The following is a 15,166-nucleotide window of genomic DNA, read 5'->3' on the forward strand; positions in this document are numbered from 1 at the left end:
CCCCGACCGGCAGGCCCGCATCGCCGTTGACTCGTTCTTCGCCCGTTTTCAATGGGGCGCGATGCGATCCCCTTTGGTGAACCGACCGCCGTCTGTCGCGACCGTGGGCCTGATGATCGAACATGGCGTACGCGCGCGGGTCTGGTGCGACACCTGCAACGCCGCCTTCCGGGAGATCGATCTTGATCGGGTTGCCGAAGTGAAGGGCGTCGACTTCGATCTGTGGGGCAAGGCGACCCCCTGCCGTCTGACGCCAGGGTGCAACGGCAGGAACCAGTTCTACCACAACGCGCGCGGCTACTTCTGTCCGATGCGGTAGGCTGTCGCAGCTCACGGCTGCACCCCAAGCGCCGCGTTGATTGCCGCCATCGCCTCGGGCGAAACGCCCTTCTTCTTGCCCAGCTCGCCGATCTTCTTCGCCGCCTCCGCTTTCGCGGCCTGCACCTCACGCTCCAGCCGGTTGCGATATTCCGCGCTCGCCTTCTGCGCGCCGACCGCGCCGGAGACCGCGCGGCTCAGCTCCATCAGACCCTTGGGATCGGGCGTCTTGGTTTCGAGGATTTCGAACGCCGCCGCCTTGATCAGCTCGGACACCGCGATGGTCACATCGTCGGGCGTCTTCGGGTCCATCGAATGAACCAGCTCCGCGCCGATCGTCTGCGCCTCGTCCAGCTTGCGGAAGATCATCGCCTTGCGCACCGAATAGCGGTTGAAGGCGCTCTTGCTGATCGGCTCGATCGGCGGGTCGAGATCGTGCTCGGCATTGAGGTCGAGCAACTTCTCGTTGAACTCGGCGTGGATCACGTTTTGCGGCAGCTTGCGCTCGCGCAGCTGCTCCAGCGCCCAGACGATCGCCTCCTCGGCGACATCGGGCAGCAGGTCAATCGACGATAGCCGACCGCGACCCTGGCGGGCGCGCCCGGTCATTCGGCTTCGCTCGGTCGCGCCACGCCGCCCAGCACGCTGCGCTCTTCGATATGGTCGCGACCGGCGCGCGCGATGCGGGCGACCATCGTGCCGCCCGGTGCGAACAGCTCGACCGCGCCGACCGCCTCCAGCTTGCGCAGCTGGGTCTCGATCCAGTCGCGATCGCGGCGATACCCGAAACTGTCGAGCACGCGCTTGAGCATCACGATCGAGAGCTGCCCGTCATTCTGCTCGGCCAGCTGCTGGAGAATGCGCAGCCGCGCCTCTGCGGCGATGGCTTCGGCGAGGTCGTTCTTGAAGCTCATCCCTGCATCCCCTTCGGCACGATCACCTGATAGATCAGCCCGATCTGCTGCGCCGAGTTGCTGATGTCGGCCCGCGCGGCGGCGAGGTCTGTCGCCATCACGTCCTGCCGAGAATCGATCGCCCGCACGCTCTCGGCAGTGGACCTTGCGATCTGCGCCACCTCAGCAACCTCGCGCTCGATCGCTTCGACCCGGCCTTGCTGCCTTTCGAAGGCAGCGCGCAGCAGATCGACATCCTCCGCCGACGCCGCCGCCTGCTCCAGCTTCTTCAGCCTCCGCCCGTGGGCGATATGCTCTTGCCGCATGCTGCTGACATCGTGCAGCAGCTTGCCCGTTCCCACCGGGTTTGCCGCACCGCCCCTCCAGACCAGGAACACGATGCCGCCGATGATGATCGCGATGATCAGGAGTTCGAGATAGGGGCCGATCATGTGTCCGTTCCGTCTTTGCCCAGGCCGATCGCACCACGCGCCTTGCCCACGATGTCCTTGATGAAGTCGCGCATCTGGTCCCCCAGAAGCTCGATCAGCGAATAGCCAGAGAAGCCGAGGCCCAGCGCGATCACGAACGCGAACAGCCAGCCGGGGCGGCTCTCGATGATCCACAGCTCGACCAAGATCAGCATGATCGCGCTGACCAGCGCGAACAGCGGCCAGCTCAGGGCGCTCTCGCTCTTGCGGGCGAGCGGGCGCGCCATCAGCACGCCCAGCAGGCCCAGAGCACATGTCACCAGCGGCACCGGCACCCCGCCGATCACCACCAGCATCGCATCGGCCAGCGGCGGCGCGGCGTCGGGCACCACGCTGCTCGCGGCCAGCGCGGGCACCCAGCCGAGCAGGAACTGCGGGAAGCTCAGCGGCTCGCTCACTGCGCGGGCTCCTCCGCGTTGCCGGAGAAGTCGATCAGCGCGGAGCTGGCGACCCACCGCTGGAGGGGGACGAGCTTGTCGGTGTTGGCCTGGGCTTCGGCGAGGACCCACGGAAGCTGCCGTAGAAGTCCGTCACAGTCGGCGGCTCCAAAAGCCTGGCATCGGGCGGTGAGATCGACGGGCTCTCCCGCGTCACCGCCGCCACTTCCACCCGCGAGGGCAGCGTCGGCTTCGGCTCGGGCGAGGCGGTCGCGCAGGCGCTCAGCAGCAGCAGCGCTGCCAGCAAGCCGGGCTTCGTAATCATCGGCGGTCCTTTCGTTGATGGCGGCAAACTCCGCCTCGACCCGCGCGATATTGGCGCGGTCGGCTTCGGCGGCAGCGATCTGCGCGGCCATCACCAGCTGGACGAAGTCGCTGTAACCTTGCTTCCACTCCTCGCCCCAGGCCATCCAGGCGTCGGCGTTCTCCGCCTCGCGATCGGCGCGGGCGGTTTCGATCCTCGCGTCTGCCTTCAGGCCAGGGATAGTGACCAGCTGCGGCCAGACGGCGGCGATCCCCAGCACGAAGATTGCCACATGGCGAAAGTCCGCCAGCAGCCAGTCAAGCAACTTGCCGAGCAGTTTCCAGAGGCCGCTGAGCAGCCATTTACCGACGCCTAAGAGGCCGCTTAGGATTGGGATCGCGTTCATCGACCGAGCCGATCGGCCCGGTTGAGCCAGCCCCGGAGGAACTTCGCCTGGCTTGGGTTGGCGCGGACGATCGCGTGGTAGCGATCTTTCACCGCCTGGCGGTACGCCTCTACGATCGCTTCCTCGCCGAACCGGGCGAGGTAGGTGTCCAGCCGGTCGCGCGTCAGATCGCCGATCGCGCCGTCAACCTTCAGCGGGATCGTGCGGAAGCGCTTCTCGCGCGTGATCGCATTGAGCGCCCGCTGAAGGAGCTTCGCCGCCGCCTTCAGCCCGCCATTGACCGCCTGATCAAACAGCATCTCGCCGATCGGCTCGGGGAAGCTCCCGCAGTCGAGCCGGTTCCAGAAGCACTCCTTGTAGAGGATCTTCGCGTCGAGGATGGTCAGGGCGCGGATGTCCGCCCCGTCGATGTCGCCGTCCATGTCGAGATCGAAGTCGGCGAAACCGTCGCCATCATCGTCTAGCTTGCCTTCGGTCGCGAGGAACCGCAGCGAAATTCCGTATTTGGTCGCGCCGCCGCGATCGACCTTGTCGTTCACGTAGCCGCCTTCGATGCCGAGAAGGTGCGCGAAGGCGCGCAGGTATCGGTCGGTGAAAGCCTTCACCACGATCGGCTTGTTGGGGTCGATGTCTTCGGTCGCCATGCCGCCCGGATGCGGCAAATCCCGTTATGCCGGGACCCGGAACGCGTTCCTGTGGTCAGTCGTCGAAGAGGTCGGGGTCGCGATCCCGCAGGATGGCGGCGCGCTTGCGCACTCCGCGTTCGCTGTATCGCGTGGCGAGCGCAATGTCACGCTGGGTGCGCCCTTCGGCCAGCAGACGGTCCACTTTCGCCCGCGTAGTCTCCTGGTGCCCGAAGGCCCCCAGCGGCAGATCATATTCGAGGCCGCAGCGCCCGGCGGTCAGCTCGTCGCAGATCGCCTGCGCCTTCTCCTGGCCGACCGTCTTGGCCAGCCAGCTGTCCTTCGACGGCTTGAGCGGGAAATACATCCGCACCCCGCCGAACTTGCGCGCGATCGCGATCGCCGCATCCCGCCCCGCCACGCGCGCGATGTCGGTCAGCACGCCGGTCAGGCGCACTTCCTCATCGTCGGTAGCGGGGCCGTTGTCGTTCATCGCACAGGATCGCCCAAGACAGGAGCAACCACAGCGACATTCAGGTCCGCGCGATTGTAGGCGCGCATTTGCTTGGCGGCTTTGGAGCGCCAGTTTACGAGCGCCTGCAAAAGACCGAGGTAAGAGCGAGCCTCGATCCCGCCGAACACGATCCGAACCTCTTTCTGGGAGACGTCGATAGTTGCGCCCTGCTTGCGGAGCCGTTCACATACCTCAGCGGTCACACGCGCCTGCCTTCGAACCCAGCGAGCATACGCCGGGCCAATGAGGCTTTGCGGCATCGCCGCCACCACCTTCTCGAACGGCTCCAGCCCGTGCCGACGCACCGCGACGATCGCCATCTTCAGTTCTTCGCTCATTGCTTCGCCTCCGCGTTGATCTTCCAGTGCTGGAGAGCCTTTCGCAGGCTCTGCCGGGAGCTTGCCCAGACGCCCGCGAAGAGGATGCGCACCCGCCCATCCTCGAAAACATCGATCCGAGCGCCTGCCGCTCTCAGCGTCTCGATCACCTCGGCTTCCGCGTTCCGCAGTCGCTCGCGCCATTGCGGGGCGTAGAAATTGAGCGGGTCGCGCGGTTGGCTGGCGTAAGCCCGCGCCAGCGGGGCAAGCGCCCTGGTCGCGACCAGCTGCTTGGCCTCGGCGATCGGCAGATGCTGGCTCACGACGCGCCCCGCAGTTTCGGGTCGGCTTCGCGCAACTTGCGCCCCAACGCTTCGGCAAGATCGTCGAAACCTTCCGCATTCGCGAACCTGCCGGAGCCGGTGTCGATGCCGCACAGCCGGTGCGCGGCGATGTCGATCGTCCAGTGTGCGGGCACTTCCCCGCAGGCGACCAGCTTGGCGAGAATCGCCTCGCACAATCCGCGTTTGAGGTCGCGGACACTCAGGTTCTTGCCGTCCGTGTCTGTCTGGCTCCAGCCGCCACGCGCCGCCATCTTCTTCAGCGCCTCGATCAGGCGATAGCCATCCGATTGGCGCGCCCAGACCAGCCGATCGCAGCCGAGCTGGCGCTTGGCGAAGGCCTCAAGCGCTGCCTCGCTCCGGTCGCGCACCTCGCCCAGCTGGTAGAGCGAGATCCACAGCGCGCGCGCCTTCTTCGCCATCGGGTGCTGGGCGCGCTTGGCTCGCCCGGCCTTCGTGGCCGGTTGCCATCCCCGGCCCCTGAACCGCGCCAGCACTGCATCCAGCTCGTCTGCCGAACAGTCGCCAGCGCTCGTCTTGCCGGTCTCGTCGGCGATGATCTGGCGGTAGTCGTCTTCGTCCAGGCGCAGCTCTTTGCGCGCGATATGCACCTTGGCCAGCATCGCACGGCGCGCCTGCTGGGTGCGATCGAAGCTGGCGGGACGCGCTGCCTTAGTCGCAGGCATAGGGCACCTCCATCGCGCAGCGGCAGGCCTGCACGAAGGCATCGCTGGCGCGCTTGAACTCGGGATCGCTCGCGCGCAGGTGGGCCGCGCGCGTCTGAAGGTTGATCAGCCCCTTGTGGTCCCGGTCGCCGATCCAGCGCCCGATTGCGGGATAGCTGATGCCGGGGCGCAGGTGCTTGACCAGCCACACGAACATTGCACGCGCGTTGACCAGGTGCGGGGTCCTGCGGCGCGATTCCATCTCGGTTCGGGAAACGCGGGTCTCCTGCATCACGTAGCTCAGCGCGAAATCGACGAACGCGATCGCCTCCGACGTCTCGGCGGGCGGATCGCTCTGATCGACCTGCGGGCCGATCAGGACCGGGGCCACGGCGTTCACAGCGCCTCTCCGAGGGCATATGCGGCGAGGATGCTCAGCACGTAAAATGAGAGCGTGGCTGAAAACACGGTCAGCGCCTCGCGCGCGGTCGCACCGCGACCGAACAGCGCATCATATTCGCGCACAGAGCGGCGCAGCTCACGAAACACGCGGATCATGCCTTCACCCAGCGGGTTGAACGCGCCATCTGCGCATCGCGCAGGTCCGTGACGGAGAGGAACTCGCGGTCTTCTCCATCGGCGATCAGGGAAGCCGCCTCGATCAGCTGCTGGCATTCGCCGAGCCCGCCTGCATGCGGTGTCAGCGCGATCCTGCGCAGATAACCGCGCATGTCGCCCTGCTTGATCCCCCAGGCATCGCAGAACGTCTCGACATCACCTTCGGTCGGCACCTTCTGGATATGCCGGTGCGAAATCCTGCGGTTGAGCCGCGCCAGCTGGTCGGACTTACCGCCGCTCTCGATCTGCGCGATCAGCTCCTCGTTTCCGAACAGCGCAATGCCCACGCCGGTTTCGTCATGCCAGCTGCGCAGCTCCTCGATCGCCTCGATCGAAAGGTAGTTGGCTTCGTCGACCACCAGCAGCGCCTTGCGATCGATCAGCTTGTCGATCACCATCTGCGAGGCGTCCCGCGTCGGCATCCGCAGCCCCGGCATCCCCAGCGCCTTTTGCACCTGCTGGATCATCGGCAGCACCCGCTGCGAGCTGGGCCGCATCGTCGCGACGTAGCAGTTGGGTGCCTTCTGCTTGTATTCGCGGATCGACATCGTCTTGCCGGTGCCGGGGCCGGTGCCTGCGGCAGTGATCCGCCCTTCATGGGCCATCAACAGCAGGCCTTCGAGGCGCACCGAAGTCTCGGTCTCGAAGAAGCCGGGGTTGATCGGCAGCTTCTCTTGCCGCTTGGTCTGCGCCTCGATCGTCTGACGATAACCGAACAGCTTGCGCGCATACTTGGCGTTGTCGCCTTTGTAGCTGCCCTTCAGGAACGCCTGGAGGGTGCTCTCCGCGATCCCGACCGCTTTGGCATAGCGCGCCCAGGGAATCGGCGGATCGGTCGCCTCGCGGTGGGCAATACCCCACAGCCGGATGTCTTCGATGTCGTCGTCATTGATCGGAAGTTGGCTTACGTTGATCATGATCCCTGCCTTCTGATTATTGGCTGTTCGCTGCGCGCTTCAGCAGTCCCGCGCGCATTCGATCGAGTGTCGCGGCGTTGTTCGCCGCCTTGGGGCGCGGCGATCGCTGCGCCTCGGCATCCGGGTGTCTGACGGGGGCGACCACGCCCGCCTCGGGCTTGGCCGACTGCGCTTTCGATCCGGCCTGAAGCTCGATCAGCGCGTCGGCGGAGATCAGCTCTTCCGCCTCGGCCAATGCCTTGGCCCGTTTGCGGTATTCGCCGGTTCGCTTGGCCGCTTCCTTCGCCCCGGCGACATCGGCAAAGCCGCTGTCCACCAGCTCCGGCGCTGCGGTGATGTAGCGCCCCTCCAGATCGTAGACGTGGACCTCGGAATGCAGATTGTCCGGGTCGAACCGCACCGTCACCAGCTCGCCACGCAAAGCGGAAAGCTCCCGATGCCAGTAGCGATTGCCGTGCAGCTCGATCTCGCCGTTCAGGCTGTTGAGCTTCTTCTGGTCCGCCGCCAGAAGCGCCCAGCGCAGGTGCTCCGGGCTCGCTTTCGAAATGCGTGAAGTGGCGTAGCTTTCGGCAAACACCTCGTCGAAGCTGCGGCCCTTGGCCGCTTCGGTGCGGCGTCCGGTGCGCGCGTTGTGGCGGGTGATCCACTCGTCCACCAGCGCGGAGAAGGTATCCCACTCCACCACCTTGGTGCCGTAGTTCGAAGGCTTCGCCATCGGGCTGGGGCCGGTGTACGCACCCTCACACTCCGGGGCCTTGCCGATGTAATTTTCCAGATCGCGAAACGCCCGCTCGATCGGCTTCGATTGGCCGTGATAGGGCAGCGCCGCGTGAACCTGCACGCCGACGCCAGTTAGCAACCCGACAGGCTCCTCCTGCTTGACCTTGAACCGGAAACGCTTGCCCCGGTGTCCGCCAGTGATCCACTTGCTCCAGAAGGCCCGGCTGTTGTCGAGCAGAGCGTGATGCGGGATGCCCCACTCGCGGAAGAGATCGGCAAAGGCGAGGCGAGTCTGGATCGCGCTCTCCTCGCAGCCGAGCCGCCACGCCACGATCTTGCGGCTGTAAACGTCTTGGATCGCGACCAGCATAGGGCGGATCGGCTCCTTCGAGCGATGCATCGGCGGAGGTGCGACCCGCACGTCGAACTTGTGTCCGTCGATATTCACCCATTCGAGCGCGTGCATGCCGGCCACCGTTCGGCGGTTCGCGGGAACCGAGCGCACCAGCGCCTCTTCGCCTTGCCGTTTGAGCGTCCAGACCTCTGGCGGAACCTCCGCCTTCAAACGCCTCCTGAAGGTGCGCTCAACCGGGATCGAGACGCCCCTTTCCTCGGCCGCCGCCGCGACCCGCTCGTAACAGCTTGTCAAAGTGGGCGCAGACGGACGCAGCGCGAGCGACTTGAACAAAAGCCACAGATCGTCCGGGATCGCTGCCTTGGCGCCGCCGCCCTTCCGCCGCGAGGCGAGCGCGGGCAGCCGGTCGGCCCGGTCGAGCCCGCGGACCTTTTTTATCCAGCCGAAAATGGTCGAGGAACCGATGTCCCTCTCTTGGGCGATCGCGGCCACAGCGGCGATACGCGAAGCGCCAGCGCCTTCCAGTGCCTCGACCTCGGCAATGATGCTCAGCCGCTCTTCGGCCTCCCGCTTCACCTTGGCGGGCTGCCGCTCGAACCAGTTCCAAGCGTCTGCGCGCTGGGTCGCTGCGTCGGTTTTCGGGGCTTCCTCCGCGACCACGCCGCGACGGATCAGCTCAAGCCGCGCTTCGCCGGGCAGCAGAGCGAGGTGATACTCGGTCCCGCCGCCCCGGCCCGTGCGCTTGCGCACCAGCACTTCGCCATCATTGCCGACGCGGGACGCCCAGCGCTCTTCGCTCGCCCGCAGATTGATCCCGCGCTTGTTCGTCGGCAGGCCCGGCAGCGCCAGCTCCGCAAGCTCCGCTGCCGAGAACCATGCGTCCTCCTGCGTCATCGCAGCGATTGCCAGTTCTGCGCTCATTCGCTTGCCCCTCCACGGCGGATGGGCTGAGCGGTTCGGCGCAGATCTCGCGCCTTCGCCTGGAGCGCCCTGATCTCCTGTTCGATGCTGCCGAGTTCCACCGTCTCCAGCTCGCGTCCGGTGATCACGCCGCAGCCGGTTTCGCGCAGGTGCGCGTCGAGCAGATCGTAACGCCGCGTGACGACAACGATCGCCATCAGGCGGGAGAAGGGGATTTTGTGATCCTCGCGTGAGGGGCTCGCATAGGCGTCGAGCATCGTCTTGGAGACTTCATCCGCCAGCAGCTTGCTGACCTCGGCTGCGATCCGGTAGCGATCGCGACCGTCGCTATTGAGCATCTCGCCCACAAACACGTTGGTGCGCTTCTCGAACCCCGCGAGCGCGGCCTCGCCCGACGGCACCGCAGGTGCGTCGAAACAGAAGCCGATCTGATCGGGGTGCGATTTCGCCTTAGCCATCGCCGCCCGCTCCATCGTGCAGGGCGTCCCGTGAGGGCGCGAGGGAACCGGGCGCGTGACCGGACGGCAGAACCGTAATGACCCGCCCTTCAAGGATCACGACGCGCTGGAGACCCGCCAGCTTCACATAGCGCGCGCCGAACTCCGAAGCCCGCTGGAACACTGGCGCGTTGAGACGAGCGCAAACCTCCCGCGCAGGGACGTTCTCGACCCGCTCCTGGTAGCGCATGATCGCGTGCGAAGTGACGAGCAGCCTAGCCATGAGGAAACCCGTCATGCGTGCACCCGTCGAGCAGGCGACCGGCGCGCTTCTTGCCCACCCTGACGAGGGCGGTGCTCATCGGGTTTTCGTGAACGCAGGCGAAGCCATCGGGCATCAGGTCAGCGCCGGGGAGACCATCGCCGAGCAGCGCCTCGTCCACGTCGTCCAGCGGGGCCCACTCGCCCCATTGCTTGAAGAGAAAGGGTACGCCTGCCGCTGCGCACTGGTCGCGCAAGGACCGCGCCCAATCGGGGTGCATGGGCCGTGCTTTGAGGCCGCTCTCTCCGCCGACGATCACCCAGTCGAGACTACGATGGCTGTCCCAAGTTGCCCCATACGGGCGATAGATTCCGCCGCTGAGTGACTTGATCACCCAGCCATCGCTAGGAATGCGCTCAAGATCGACCGGCTCCAGCAGTGGTTCGCAGGAAAGAAAGCGTCGAGCGGCGGGAATGGCGAGCTGGACTGGCACGCGCCGGTTTGCCTCGGTCTGGTTCTCTGCCGTCGTCCCGATCCACACGTTCGGATAGCCCGCGCCCCAATCCGTAGGCAGATAGGTGGGCAGGTTCTGCGGGCGCTTCGTCAGGATCAGGAGGATGACATCGGGGCACTCGCGCGCCAGCTGCCAGACCTTCGCGCGCCATTCCGGCAGGATCGACCGATGATTGTCGGCGAAGTCGGACAGCGAATTGACGAAGATGCGCGGCTTGCGCCCATGCTCGGCGATGAACGCTGCTGCATTGCGCTGCATCTTGCGCACGACCTGCTCGCCAGCCTTCACGAAGCTGCGGTCCCCATGCGGGCCCCACAGGACCCGATGCTTCCGATGATCCCAGTCGGCTTCGGCGTAGCAGTGGTCGCACGCCGGGCTCAGCTTCGTGCAGCCGATCCAGAAGTTCGCCGTCGCGTCTGCCCATTCGATCTTGGTGTTATCAGCCATCCTCAACGCCTCCGCTGTCCGAAATTATGCTTCCAGCGGACGCGCGGAGCTGCCGGATCGCTCGGCGCTTCGACCGTGCGCAGATCTTCGATCAGCTGCGCCGCATGGGCGTGGCCCGCTGCGGTCAGGCGGTTGTCGCTGCCCAGCAGGCCGCGCTCGCGCAGGTCCTGCCGCAGGGGTTCGATCCGCCCGCTCACAGGATCACCTCGAACCCGCTTGTCCGGGCGAGATCGATCACGTCTTCGGCAAGCATCAGGTCGCGCTTGCCGGTCACCCGGTACTCACGGACCAGCGCGTCGCGGTTATGCACGTCGACCAGAACGCCGCGCCTGCGCAGATGCTTGGTCGCCGCGTCGATATTCGCCTTGCGCAGATCGAAAGGGATTTCGCGCGCGTTGGGGCTTGGGAGAACAGCCGTCTTAAGCATCGCTGGTCTCCCCGCTCGCGATCGGGCAGGCCGAATAGTTGCACGGCACCGTGCGCAGCTGCCCGCACGCGTCACATTTGGTGTAGGGCGCGATAGGCACCTGCATCACGCCCTTGCCGTAGGCAGGCCGGTCGCCGACCGTTTTGGCGACCACGCTTTCGGTCAGCCCGAACGGGGCGGGTTTGACGTTCGACATCGGCTTAGTCCCTCATCATCCAGGGTTCGTCGGGAAGATCGCGCAGCCTCTGCGGTGCAGCCGTCTCGACCTTGCGCGTGCCGGTGGCACCCTTGTCGCGGCGGCGAAGCGCGAAGCGCGCCTCGATCGGCGTGCAGCCAGTCTCCAGCACCAGCGCCATCTCGTGCCTGTGCTGACGGTGTTTGTCGGCGAGCGATTGCCGGGCCATCATGCGTCTCCCCGCTCCAGCTTGCGCGCGATGCGCGCCTCGGTTTCGGCCTGCTCGCGCGCCCACAGCCTGCCCGCCAGACGACGCTCCAGCAGCGCCTCTTCGGCGCGCTCCTCGGGCGTCAGGGGTCGAGTGCAGCGCAGGCGCGAGAGTTGCTCACGGCGCGCTTTCTGCGCAGCTTCCTTGGCAGCATGCCGTCCCATCACGGGGCCACCCGGACAGGGCGGCGCACGTGCTTCCTGCGGATCAGGTCGGTGAAGGCGCTCTCCGCCGCGATCAGTTCGTCCGCGCAGGGACGCACCTTGCGGAAGAAGCTCGCGTCGAAGATCTTGCCGGGGTAGCGATCGAAGCCGAGCCAAACGATCATCTCGCCCCTCACGGGGCATCGTTTGATGCGAACCTTGGTGACAGTGCGCGTCTCGCTCAGACGCGGCCCACCGGTATCCTCACGGGAGACTGCGCAGATCCACTCGCCCTGGACGATGCACTCGGCCATATCGCCCGCCTGCCACTGCTCGGGATCGATCGCCTTCTGCTTGCGGAAGAGGCCCATCAGCCTTGCTCCTCATCCAGCAGCTCGCGCAGCTGCGCTTTCATGTCCGGGGTCAGCTGTTCGACGAAGCTGGGCAAGAACCTGCGCTTCTGGCCGATGCTGAGACGGCTCCAGCCGCCGAGGATCTGATTGACGAACTTCTGCTGCGGCGCAGGCGTGGCATCCGGTCCGCGCTGCGCGACCTCGGCAGCGACCAGCGCGTCCTCGACCTTGCTCTCAGGATTTTCGAGCAGCGCCTCGATCACCCGCCGCCGTGCGGCTTCGTCTTTGACCTCGGCGATCTTCTTCAGCTGGCTCGCATTCTCGCCCACCACCGGATGCTGCGAGAGCGGCTCGGCCAGCCGGGGAAACGGCTCAACCACCAGCCGATAAAGCGCCAGATCACGCCGGATGGTGCGCTTATCGAAGCCCAGCGCGTCAGCCACAGCATCCTGCCAGCCATATACGGCGGACATCTTGTCCGCCGTATCATCGACCTCGGCATTGAGCGCCTTCTCAAGGTCCTCTTCGCCGTGCTTGACCCGCGCCCAGCGGGCCTTGATCGCCAGCTCCTGCTGCGAAAGATCGCCATGCTCGCGCGCGATGCGCTCCTGCGCGGCGCGCACCAGCGCGGCGGTGAACTTGGCCCGCTCGATCGGCGGCGGCGTCCTGCGGTGCAGGTTCTCGCTCGCCTCCAGCTGCTCCAGCTCGGCAGGTGTGCCGTCGACCACCAGCGCATGGATGCCGATCCCTTCGATCCGCGCGCCCATCGTGCGGTGCAGACCAACATGCAGCCGCCAGGGAAACTCGCTTCCCTCGGGCTGTGCCGAGACCTTGATCGGGTCGCGCTGGCCGTCGATCGCCATCAGCCTGCCGAACGCGGCTGCCTTGTCAGGAAAATAGAAGCCGATCCGGTCGAACACGTCGATCGTGTTCGGATCGAGGACCACGGCCTTGGCGCTCTCCAGCACCGACTTGGGCGCAGGAGCGTTCATTTGGCCGCTCCACATAGACGATGACCGGCATCGGTGGCGGACTTAGGCTCGTTGGCATGCTTCAGGGAGAACAGCCCATGCTCAAGTCCGACGCCGACCTTGTCGAGGAGCTGCAAGACAAGGTCTATGCCCTCCAACAGCTCCTTCTCGCGCTCATCGCGACCGAGCAGGCCATCGATCCGCGAATCGGCGATGGCGTTCGCGAGATCGCGATCAGCCAGATCGAGGCGCTCGCTCTCGACGGTCGGCACCGCGCCAGCATCCATCTGACGGGCCTCGTCGAGGCGCTTCTTCAGTGTCGAGACTGACGCTTGAACGCACCGCAGCCTTTCGCGCAGCTCAACGCGACGAACGATCCGACGCGCACCGGCGGGATCAGCGAACCCACTTCCGTTCTGCAACGCGCTCATGCCCAAGCCGCCTTCGGCTCGCCCGCATCGCGCTCTTCTTTCATCGTCTTCAGCGTGGAACGCAGTCCGACGATCGCATTGTAGCTCGCGCTGGTTGGCTCTGGGTTCCCCGGCGTCTGCTTCCAGCGCCAGAAGCTGCTGGGGTGGACACCCGCGCGCTTGCACAGCTGCGCAATCGAAAAACCGGCCCGACGCGCCTCGCGCTCGATTTCGGCAATGGCTTCCTGCTGATCCATGCCAACTGCAATAACTGCATTTATGCAATCACACAACCGCATAAATGCAGTTACGGTTGCGGTCGGCCATTTGGTAGCGATGGCCTGTGGACGGGCTAGAACAGGATACGGCGCTGGTGCGCGCGTTGGTTTCCCACGTCGGCGACCATGTGGCTGGCGTTGCGAAGAAGGCGGGCCTCGCTCCCTCGACTCTCCAGCGTCCCTACAAGGGCACCGCAGAGACCAGGATCAGCCAGCGCACCCTTGAAAAGCTGCGCGCCGCCTATCCTAATTTTCCAGGCTGGGCGCGGACACTGGAAAGTCCTCGCTCGACGTTCCATCACCAGCTCGTCGAAGAGGCTCGCGCAACCGATCTGGTCGAGATCGACGAAGTCGACCTGCGCTACGGCATGGGTGCCAGCGACGTGAGCGGGCATGTCGAGCCTGCAAAGCGCGTCTTCTCGCGCGAGTGGCTACGCAATTTCACCGATGCTCGCCCCGGCCAGCTCTACTGGGCGATCGGGCAGGGGGATTCGATGGAGCCAACGATCAGCAGCGGCGACCTCATCCTGATCGACCGCAGTCAGGACACTATGTTTGACCGCGACCTGATCTGGGCCTGCACCGTGGGCGACTTCGGCATGATCAAACGCTTGCGCCCGACACGCGACGGCGTCACCATTATGTCAGACAATCCCAGCGTGACGGATGACTTCGCCACCGATGGCGAACTGACCATAATCGGTCGCGTGATCGCCAAGGTGGGGAAGCTATGACCCGACTGCTTTCACTATTCGCAGCATCCCTCTTGCTGGCGGCTCCCTGTGCCGCCCAGGTGAAGGTCGATCCCGATGCCGACCTGAACTATCTGACGCCGCACTGGATTGTGCTCTCTGATGGCAGCCAGATGACCTTGCTGACTGCTCCCGATCTGAACACGGCGACATTGGTCAGATGCTGGCCCGAGGAAGGCAGCTTCGAATGCCTGCGCGCCTACGAGAACTGGGCGACCGGTTTCGAAGCGCGTGGGGTTGAGTGGTTTTCTCGGGAAGACCTGGCCGGGCTCATGCTCGCCACCCCAAGCAACAATGGCTGTTCGGTGATCTTGGACCGAATTAGTGATGACGGAACGGTCGAGGGTTGCGAGAGCCTTATCATAGAGATGCATCGCGGCGGGCTTCTGGCGCTAGCTCGCACTCCACGTGCCTCGCTCGCCGACGCTAGCTAAAACCCGCCCACTTCCCACCCGCCTCGTCTCATGGCCGGCGAGCCGCGACCGCCAAATTCAGCAATAATATCAGCAACAACCCAGTTCCATCCCTGAAAGGCCTAACTGGGCGACCTTCAGCCCGGTTCGCCAGATCGATTTCACCGGCTCAAAGGGTCGGCCACGGCCCACAAGGCCCATCTTAAGTGGCGCTAACCCGCGCTTAAGGCGCTCTTAAGGCGAATGTCAGGAAGCACCGTCTAAGAACCGCCCAAGGGCCTCTCGACGGCCATTTGATCGTATATTTGGGCTGCCACTCTAGACAGTCCCGCCGATCGCCAAATTTTGGGAGGACCCATGACGAAGCCCACAATTGAGCCGTTTACCGGCCCTCACGATCCCAGACGATCCCGGTTAATCCCGGCAACGCCCCTTCTAGAACCTTGTGTCCACTAACACACGTGACACTCGGGTGACTTTCCACCGGCGCGAGATGCTGCCGCTTGCCTCGCCCGCCGCGCAGCTTACATTCGGGA

At 65.3% G+C, this 15,166-nt stretch carries 29 protein-coding genes; 3 read left to right on the forward strand and 26 right to left on the reverse strand.

Annotated elements, in window-relative coordinates; genetic code table 11:
• Nucleotides 1–76 precede the first annotated feature (76 nt).
• Nucleotides 77–319 carry a hypothetical protein gene (locus VO57_015480; GenBank protein ID XBL69516.1) on the forward strand — a complete coding sequence of 81 codons (243 nt, stop codon included), beginning with the start codon at nt 77–79 and terminating at the stop codon, nt 317–319.
• 11 nt (nt 320–330) lie between these two features.
• Here VO57_015480 and VO57_015485 read toward each other — a convergent pair whose 3' ends face one another.
• The 26 genes from VO57_015485 to VO57_015610 are packed head-to-tail and all read right to left on the reverse strand — an operon-like array spanning nt 331 to nt 13,444.
• Entirely contained in the window at nt 331–927 is a 597-nt protein-coding gene (locus VO57_015485; GenBank protein XBL69517.1) for a phage protein Gp27 family protein, read from the reverse strand.
• Nucleotides 924–1,232, reverse strand: a complete 309-nt coding sequence (locus VO57_015490) for a hypothetical protein (GenBank protein XBL69518.1) — start codon at nt 1,230–1,232, stop codon at nt 924–926. Before VO57_015490 ends, VO57_015485 begins: the two co-directional genes overlap by 4 nt.
• Nucleotides 1,229–1,663, reverse strand: a complete 435-nt coding sequence (locus VO57_015495; GenBank protein ID XBL69519.1) for a hypothetical protein — start codon at nt 1,661–1,663, stop codon at nt 1,229–1,231. The genes VO57_015490 and VO57_015495 overlap by 4 nt, the downstream gene beginning before the upstream one ends.
• The gene (locus tag VO57_015500; protein XBL69520.1) at nt 1,660–2,100 is read right to left on the reverse strand and encodes a hypothetical protein; all 441 of its coding nucleotides are present in this window, start codon (nt 2,098–2,100) and stop codon (nt 1,660–1,662) included. The genes VO57_015495 and VO57_015500 overlap by 4 nt, the downstream gene beginning before the upstream one ends.
• A complete protein-coding gene (locus VO57_015505; protein XBL69521.1) occupies nt 2,097–2,789 on the reverse strand; it encodes a hypothetical protein in 693 nt (230 codons plus the stop codon). Before VO57_015505 ends, VO57_015500 begins: the two co-directional genes overlap by 4 nt.
• On the reverse strand, nt 2,786–3,433 hold the full coding sequence (locus tag VO57_015510) for a glycosyl hydrolase 108 family protein (GenBank protein ID XBL69522.1): 648 nt from the start codon (nt 3,431–3,433) through the stop codon (nt 2,786–2,788). The genes VO57_015505 and VO57_015510 overlap by 4 nt, the downstream gene beginning before the upstream one ends.
• A gap of 55 nt (nt 3,434–3,488) precedes the next feature.
• The gene (locus VO57_015515) at nt 3,489–3,905 is read right to left on the reverse strand and encodes a hypothetical protein (protein ID XBL69523.1); all 417 of its coding nucleotides are present in this window, start codon (nt 3,903–3,905) and stop codon (nt 3,489–3,491) included.
• The gene (locus VO57_015520; protein XBL69524.1) at nt 3,902–4,264 is read right to left on the reverse strand and encodes a hypothetical protein; all 363 of its coding nucleotides are present in this window, start codon (nt 4,262–4,264) and stop codon (nt 3,902–3,904) included. The genes VO57_015515 and VO57_015520 overlap by 4 nt, the downstream gene beginning before the upstream one ends.
• Entirely contained in the window at nt 4,261–4,566 is a 306-nt protein-coding gene (locus VO57_015525) for a hypothetical protein (GenBank protein ID XBL69525.1), read from the reverse strand. Before VO57_015525 ends, VO57_015520 begins: the two co-directional genes overlap by 4 nt.
• Complete coding sequence (locus tag VO57_015530) at nt 4,563–5,270, reverse strand: regulatory protein GemA (protein XBL69526.1); 708 nt, start codon at nt 5,268–5,270, stop codon at nt 4,563–4,565. The genes VO57_015525 and VO57_015530 overlap by 4 nt, the downstream gene beginning before the upstream one ends.
• Complete coding sequence (locus VO57_015535; GenBank protein ID XBL69527.1) at nt 5,257–5,649, reverse strand: helix-turn-helix domain-containing protein; 393 nt, start codon at nt 5,647–5,649, stop codon at nt 5,257–5,259. Before VO57_015535 ends, VO57_015530 begins: the two co-directional genes overlap by 14 nt.
• Entirely contained in the window at nt 5,646–5,807 is a 162-nt protein-coding gene (locus tag VO57_015540) for a hypothetical protein (GenBank protein XBL69528.1), read from the reverse strand. Before VO57_015540 ends, VO57_015535 begins: the two co-directional genes overlap by 4 nt.
• Complete coding sequence (locus tag VO57_015545; GenBank protein XBL69529.1) at nt 5,804–6,784, reverse strand: AAA family ATPase; 981 nt, start codon at nt 6,782–6,784, stop codon at nt 5,804–5,806. Before VO57_015545 ends, VO57_015540 begins: the two co-directional genes overlap by 4 nt.
• Nucleotides 6,785–6,800: 16 nt before the next feature.
• The gene (locus VO57_015550; protein ID XBL69530.1) at nt 6,801–8,780 is read right to left on the reverse strand and encodes a transposase domain-containing protein; all 1,980 of its coding nucleotides are present in this window, start codon (nt 8,778–8,780) and stop codon (nt 6,801–6,803) included.
• Nucleotides 8,777–9,238: a hypothetical protein gene (locus VO57_015555; GenBank protein ID XBL69531.1), complete on the reverse strand. Its 462-nt coding sequence runs from the start codon at nt 9,236–9,238 to the stop codon at nt 8,777–8,779. The genes VO57_015550 and VO57_015555 overlap by 4 nt, the downstream gene beginning before the upstream one ends.
• Nucleotides 9,231–9,500: a hypothetical protein gene (locus VO57_015560; protein ID XBL69532.1), complete on the reverse strand. Its 270-nt coding sequence runs from the start codon at nt 9,498–9,500 to the stop codon at nt 9,231–9,233. The genes VO57_015555 and VO57_015560 overlap by 8 nt, the downstream gene beginning before the upstream one ends.
• Complete coding sequence (locus VO57_015565) at nt 9,493–10,440, reverse strand: phage Gp37/Gp68 family protein (GenBank protein XBL69533.1); 948 nt, start codon at nt 10,438–10,440, stop codon at nt 9,493–9,495. Before VO57_015565 ends, VO57_015560 begins: the two co-directional genes overlap by 8 nt.
• 2 nt (nt 10,441–10,442) lie before the next feature.
• Nucleotides 10,443–10,637 carry a hypothetical protein gene (locus tag VO57_015570; protein ID XBL69534.1) on the reverse strand — a complete coding sequence of 65 codons (195 nt, stop codon included), beginning with the start codon at nt 10,635–10,637 and terminating at the stop codon, nt 10,443–10,445.
• On the reverse strand, nt 10,634–10,867 hold the full coding sequence (locus VO57_015575) for a hypothetical protein (GenBank protein XBL69535.1): 234 nt from the start codon (nt 10,865–10,867) through the stop codon (nt 10,634–10,636). Before VO57_015575 ends, VO57_015570 begins: the two co-directional genes overlap by 4 nt.
• Nucleotides 10,860–11,063: a hypothetical protein gene (locus tag VO57_015580; GenBank protein ID XBL69536.1), complete on the reverse strand. Its 204-nt coding sequence runs from the start codon at nt 11,061–11,063 to the stop codon at nt 10,860–10,862. Before VO57_015580 ends, VO57_015575 begins: the two co-directional genes overlap by 8 nt.
• A 4-nt stretch (nt 11,064–11,067) precedes the next feature.
• On the reverse strand, nt 11,068–11,274 hold the full coding sequence (locus VO57_015585; protein XBL69537.1) for a hypothetical protein: 207 nt from the start codon (nt 11,272–11,274) through the stop codon (nt 11,068–11,070).
• Nucleotides 11,271–11,474 (reverse strand): hypothetical protein, encoded by a 204-nt coding sequence (locus VO57_015590; protein XBL69538.1) that lies wholly within the window; start codon nt 11,472–11,474, stop codon nt 11,271–11,273. Before VO57_015590 ends, VO57_015585 begins: the two co-directional genes overlap by 4 nt.
• Nucleotides 11,474–11,824, reverse strand: a complete 351-nt coding sequence (locus tag VO57_015595; GenBank protein XBL69539.1) for a hypothetical protein — start codon at nt 11,822–11,824, stop codon at nt 11,474–11,476. Before VO57_015595 ends, VO57_015590 begins: the two co-directional genes overlap by 1 nt.
• The gene (locus VO57_015600; GenBank protein XBL69540.1) at nt 11,824–12,798 is read right to left on the reverse strand and encodes a hypothetical protein; all 975 of its coding nucleotides are present in this window, start codon (nt 12,796–12,798) and stop codon (nt 11,824–11,826) included. The genes VO57_015595 and VO57_015600 overlap by 1 nt, the downstream gene beginning before the upstream one ends.
• Nucleotides 12,795–13,208 carry a hypothetical protein gene (locus VO57_015605; GenBank protein ID XBL69541.1) on the reverse strand — a complete coding sequence of 138 codons (414 nt, stop codon included), beginning with the start codon at nt 13,206–13,208 and terminating at the stop codon, nt 12,795–12,797. The genes VO57_015600 and VO57_015605 overlap by 4 nt, the downstream gene beginning before the upstream one ends.
• The gene (locus tag VO57_015610; GenBank protein ID XBL69542.1) at nt 13,205–13,444 is read right to left on the reverse strand and encodes a transposase; all 240 of its coding nucleotides are present in this window, start codon (nt 13,442–13,444) and stop codon (nt 13,205–13,207) included. Before VO57_015610 ends, VO57_015605 begins: the two co-directional genes overlap by 4 nt.
• Nucleotides 13,445–13,560: 116 nt before the next feature.
• On the opposite strand from VO57_015610, the gene VO57_015615 reads away from it, so the two are divergent.
• Together VO57_015615 and VO57_015620 are read left to right on the forward strand one after the other, a co-directional pair.
• A complete protein-coding gene (locus VO57_015615; protein XBL69543.1) occupies nt 13,561–14,199 on the forward strand; it encodes a S24 family peptidase in 639 nt (212 codons plus the stop codon).
• Nucleotides 14,196–14,651 (forward strand): hypothetical protein, encoded by a 456-nt coding sequence (locus tag VO57_015620; GenBank protein XBL69544.1) that lies wholly within the window; start codon nt 14,196–14,198, stop codon nt 14,649–14,651. Before VO57_015615 ends, VO57_015620 begins: the two co-directional genes overlap by 4 nt.
• The last annotated feature ends 515 nt before the right edge of the window (nt 14,652–15,166 follow it).

Origin of the sequence: Citromicrobium bathyomarinum, from assembly GCA_001306305.2 — a bacterium.
GTDB classification, from domain to species: Bacteria; Pseudomonadota; Alphaproteobacteria; order Sphingomonadales; family Sphingomonadaceae; genus Alteriqipengyuania; species Alteriqipengyuania bathyomarina.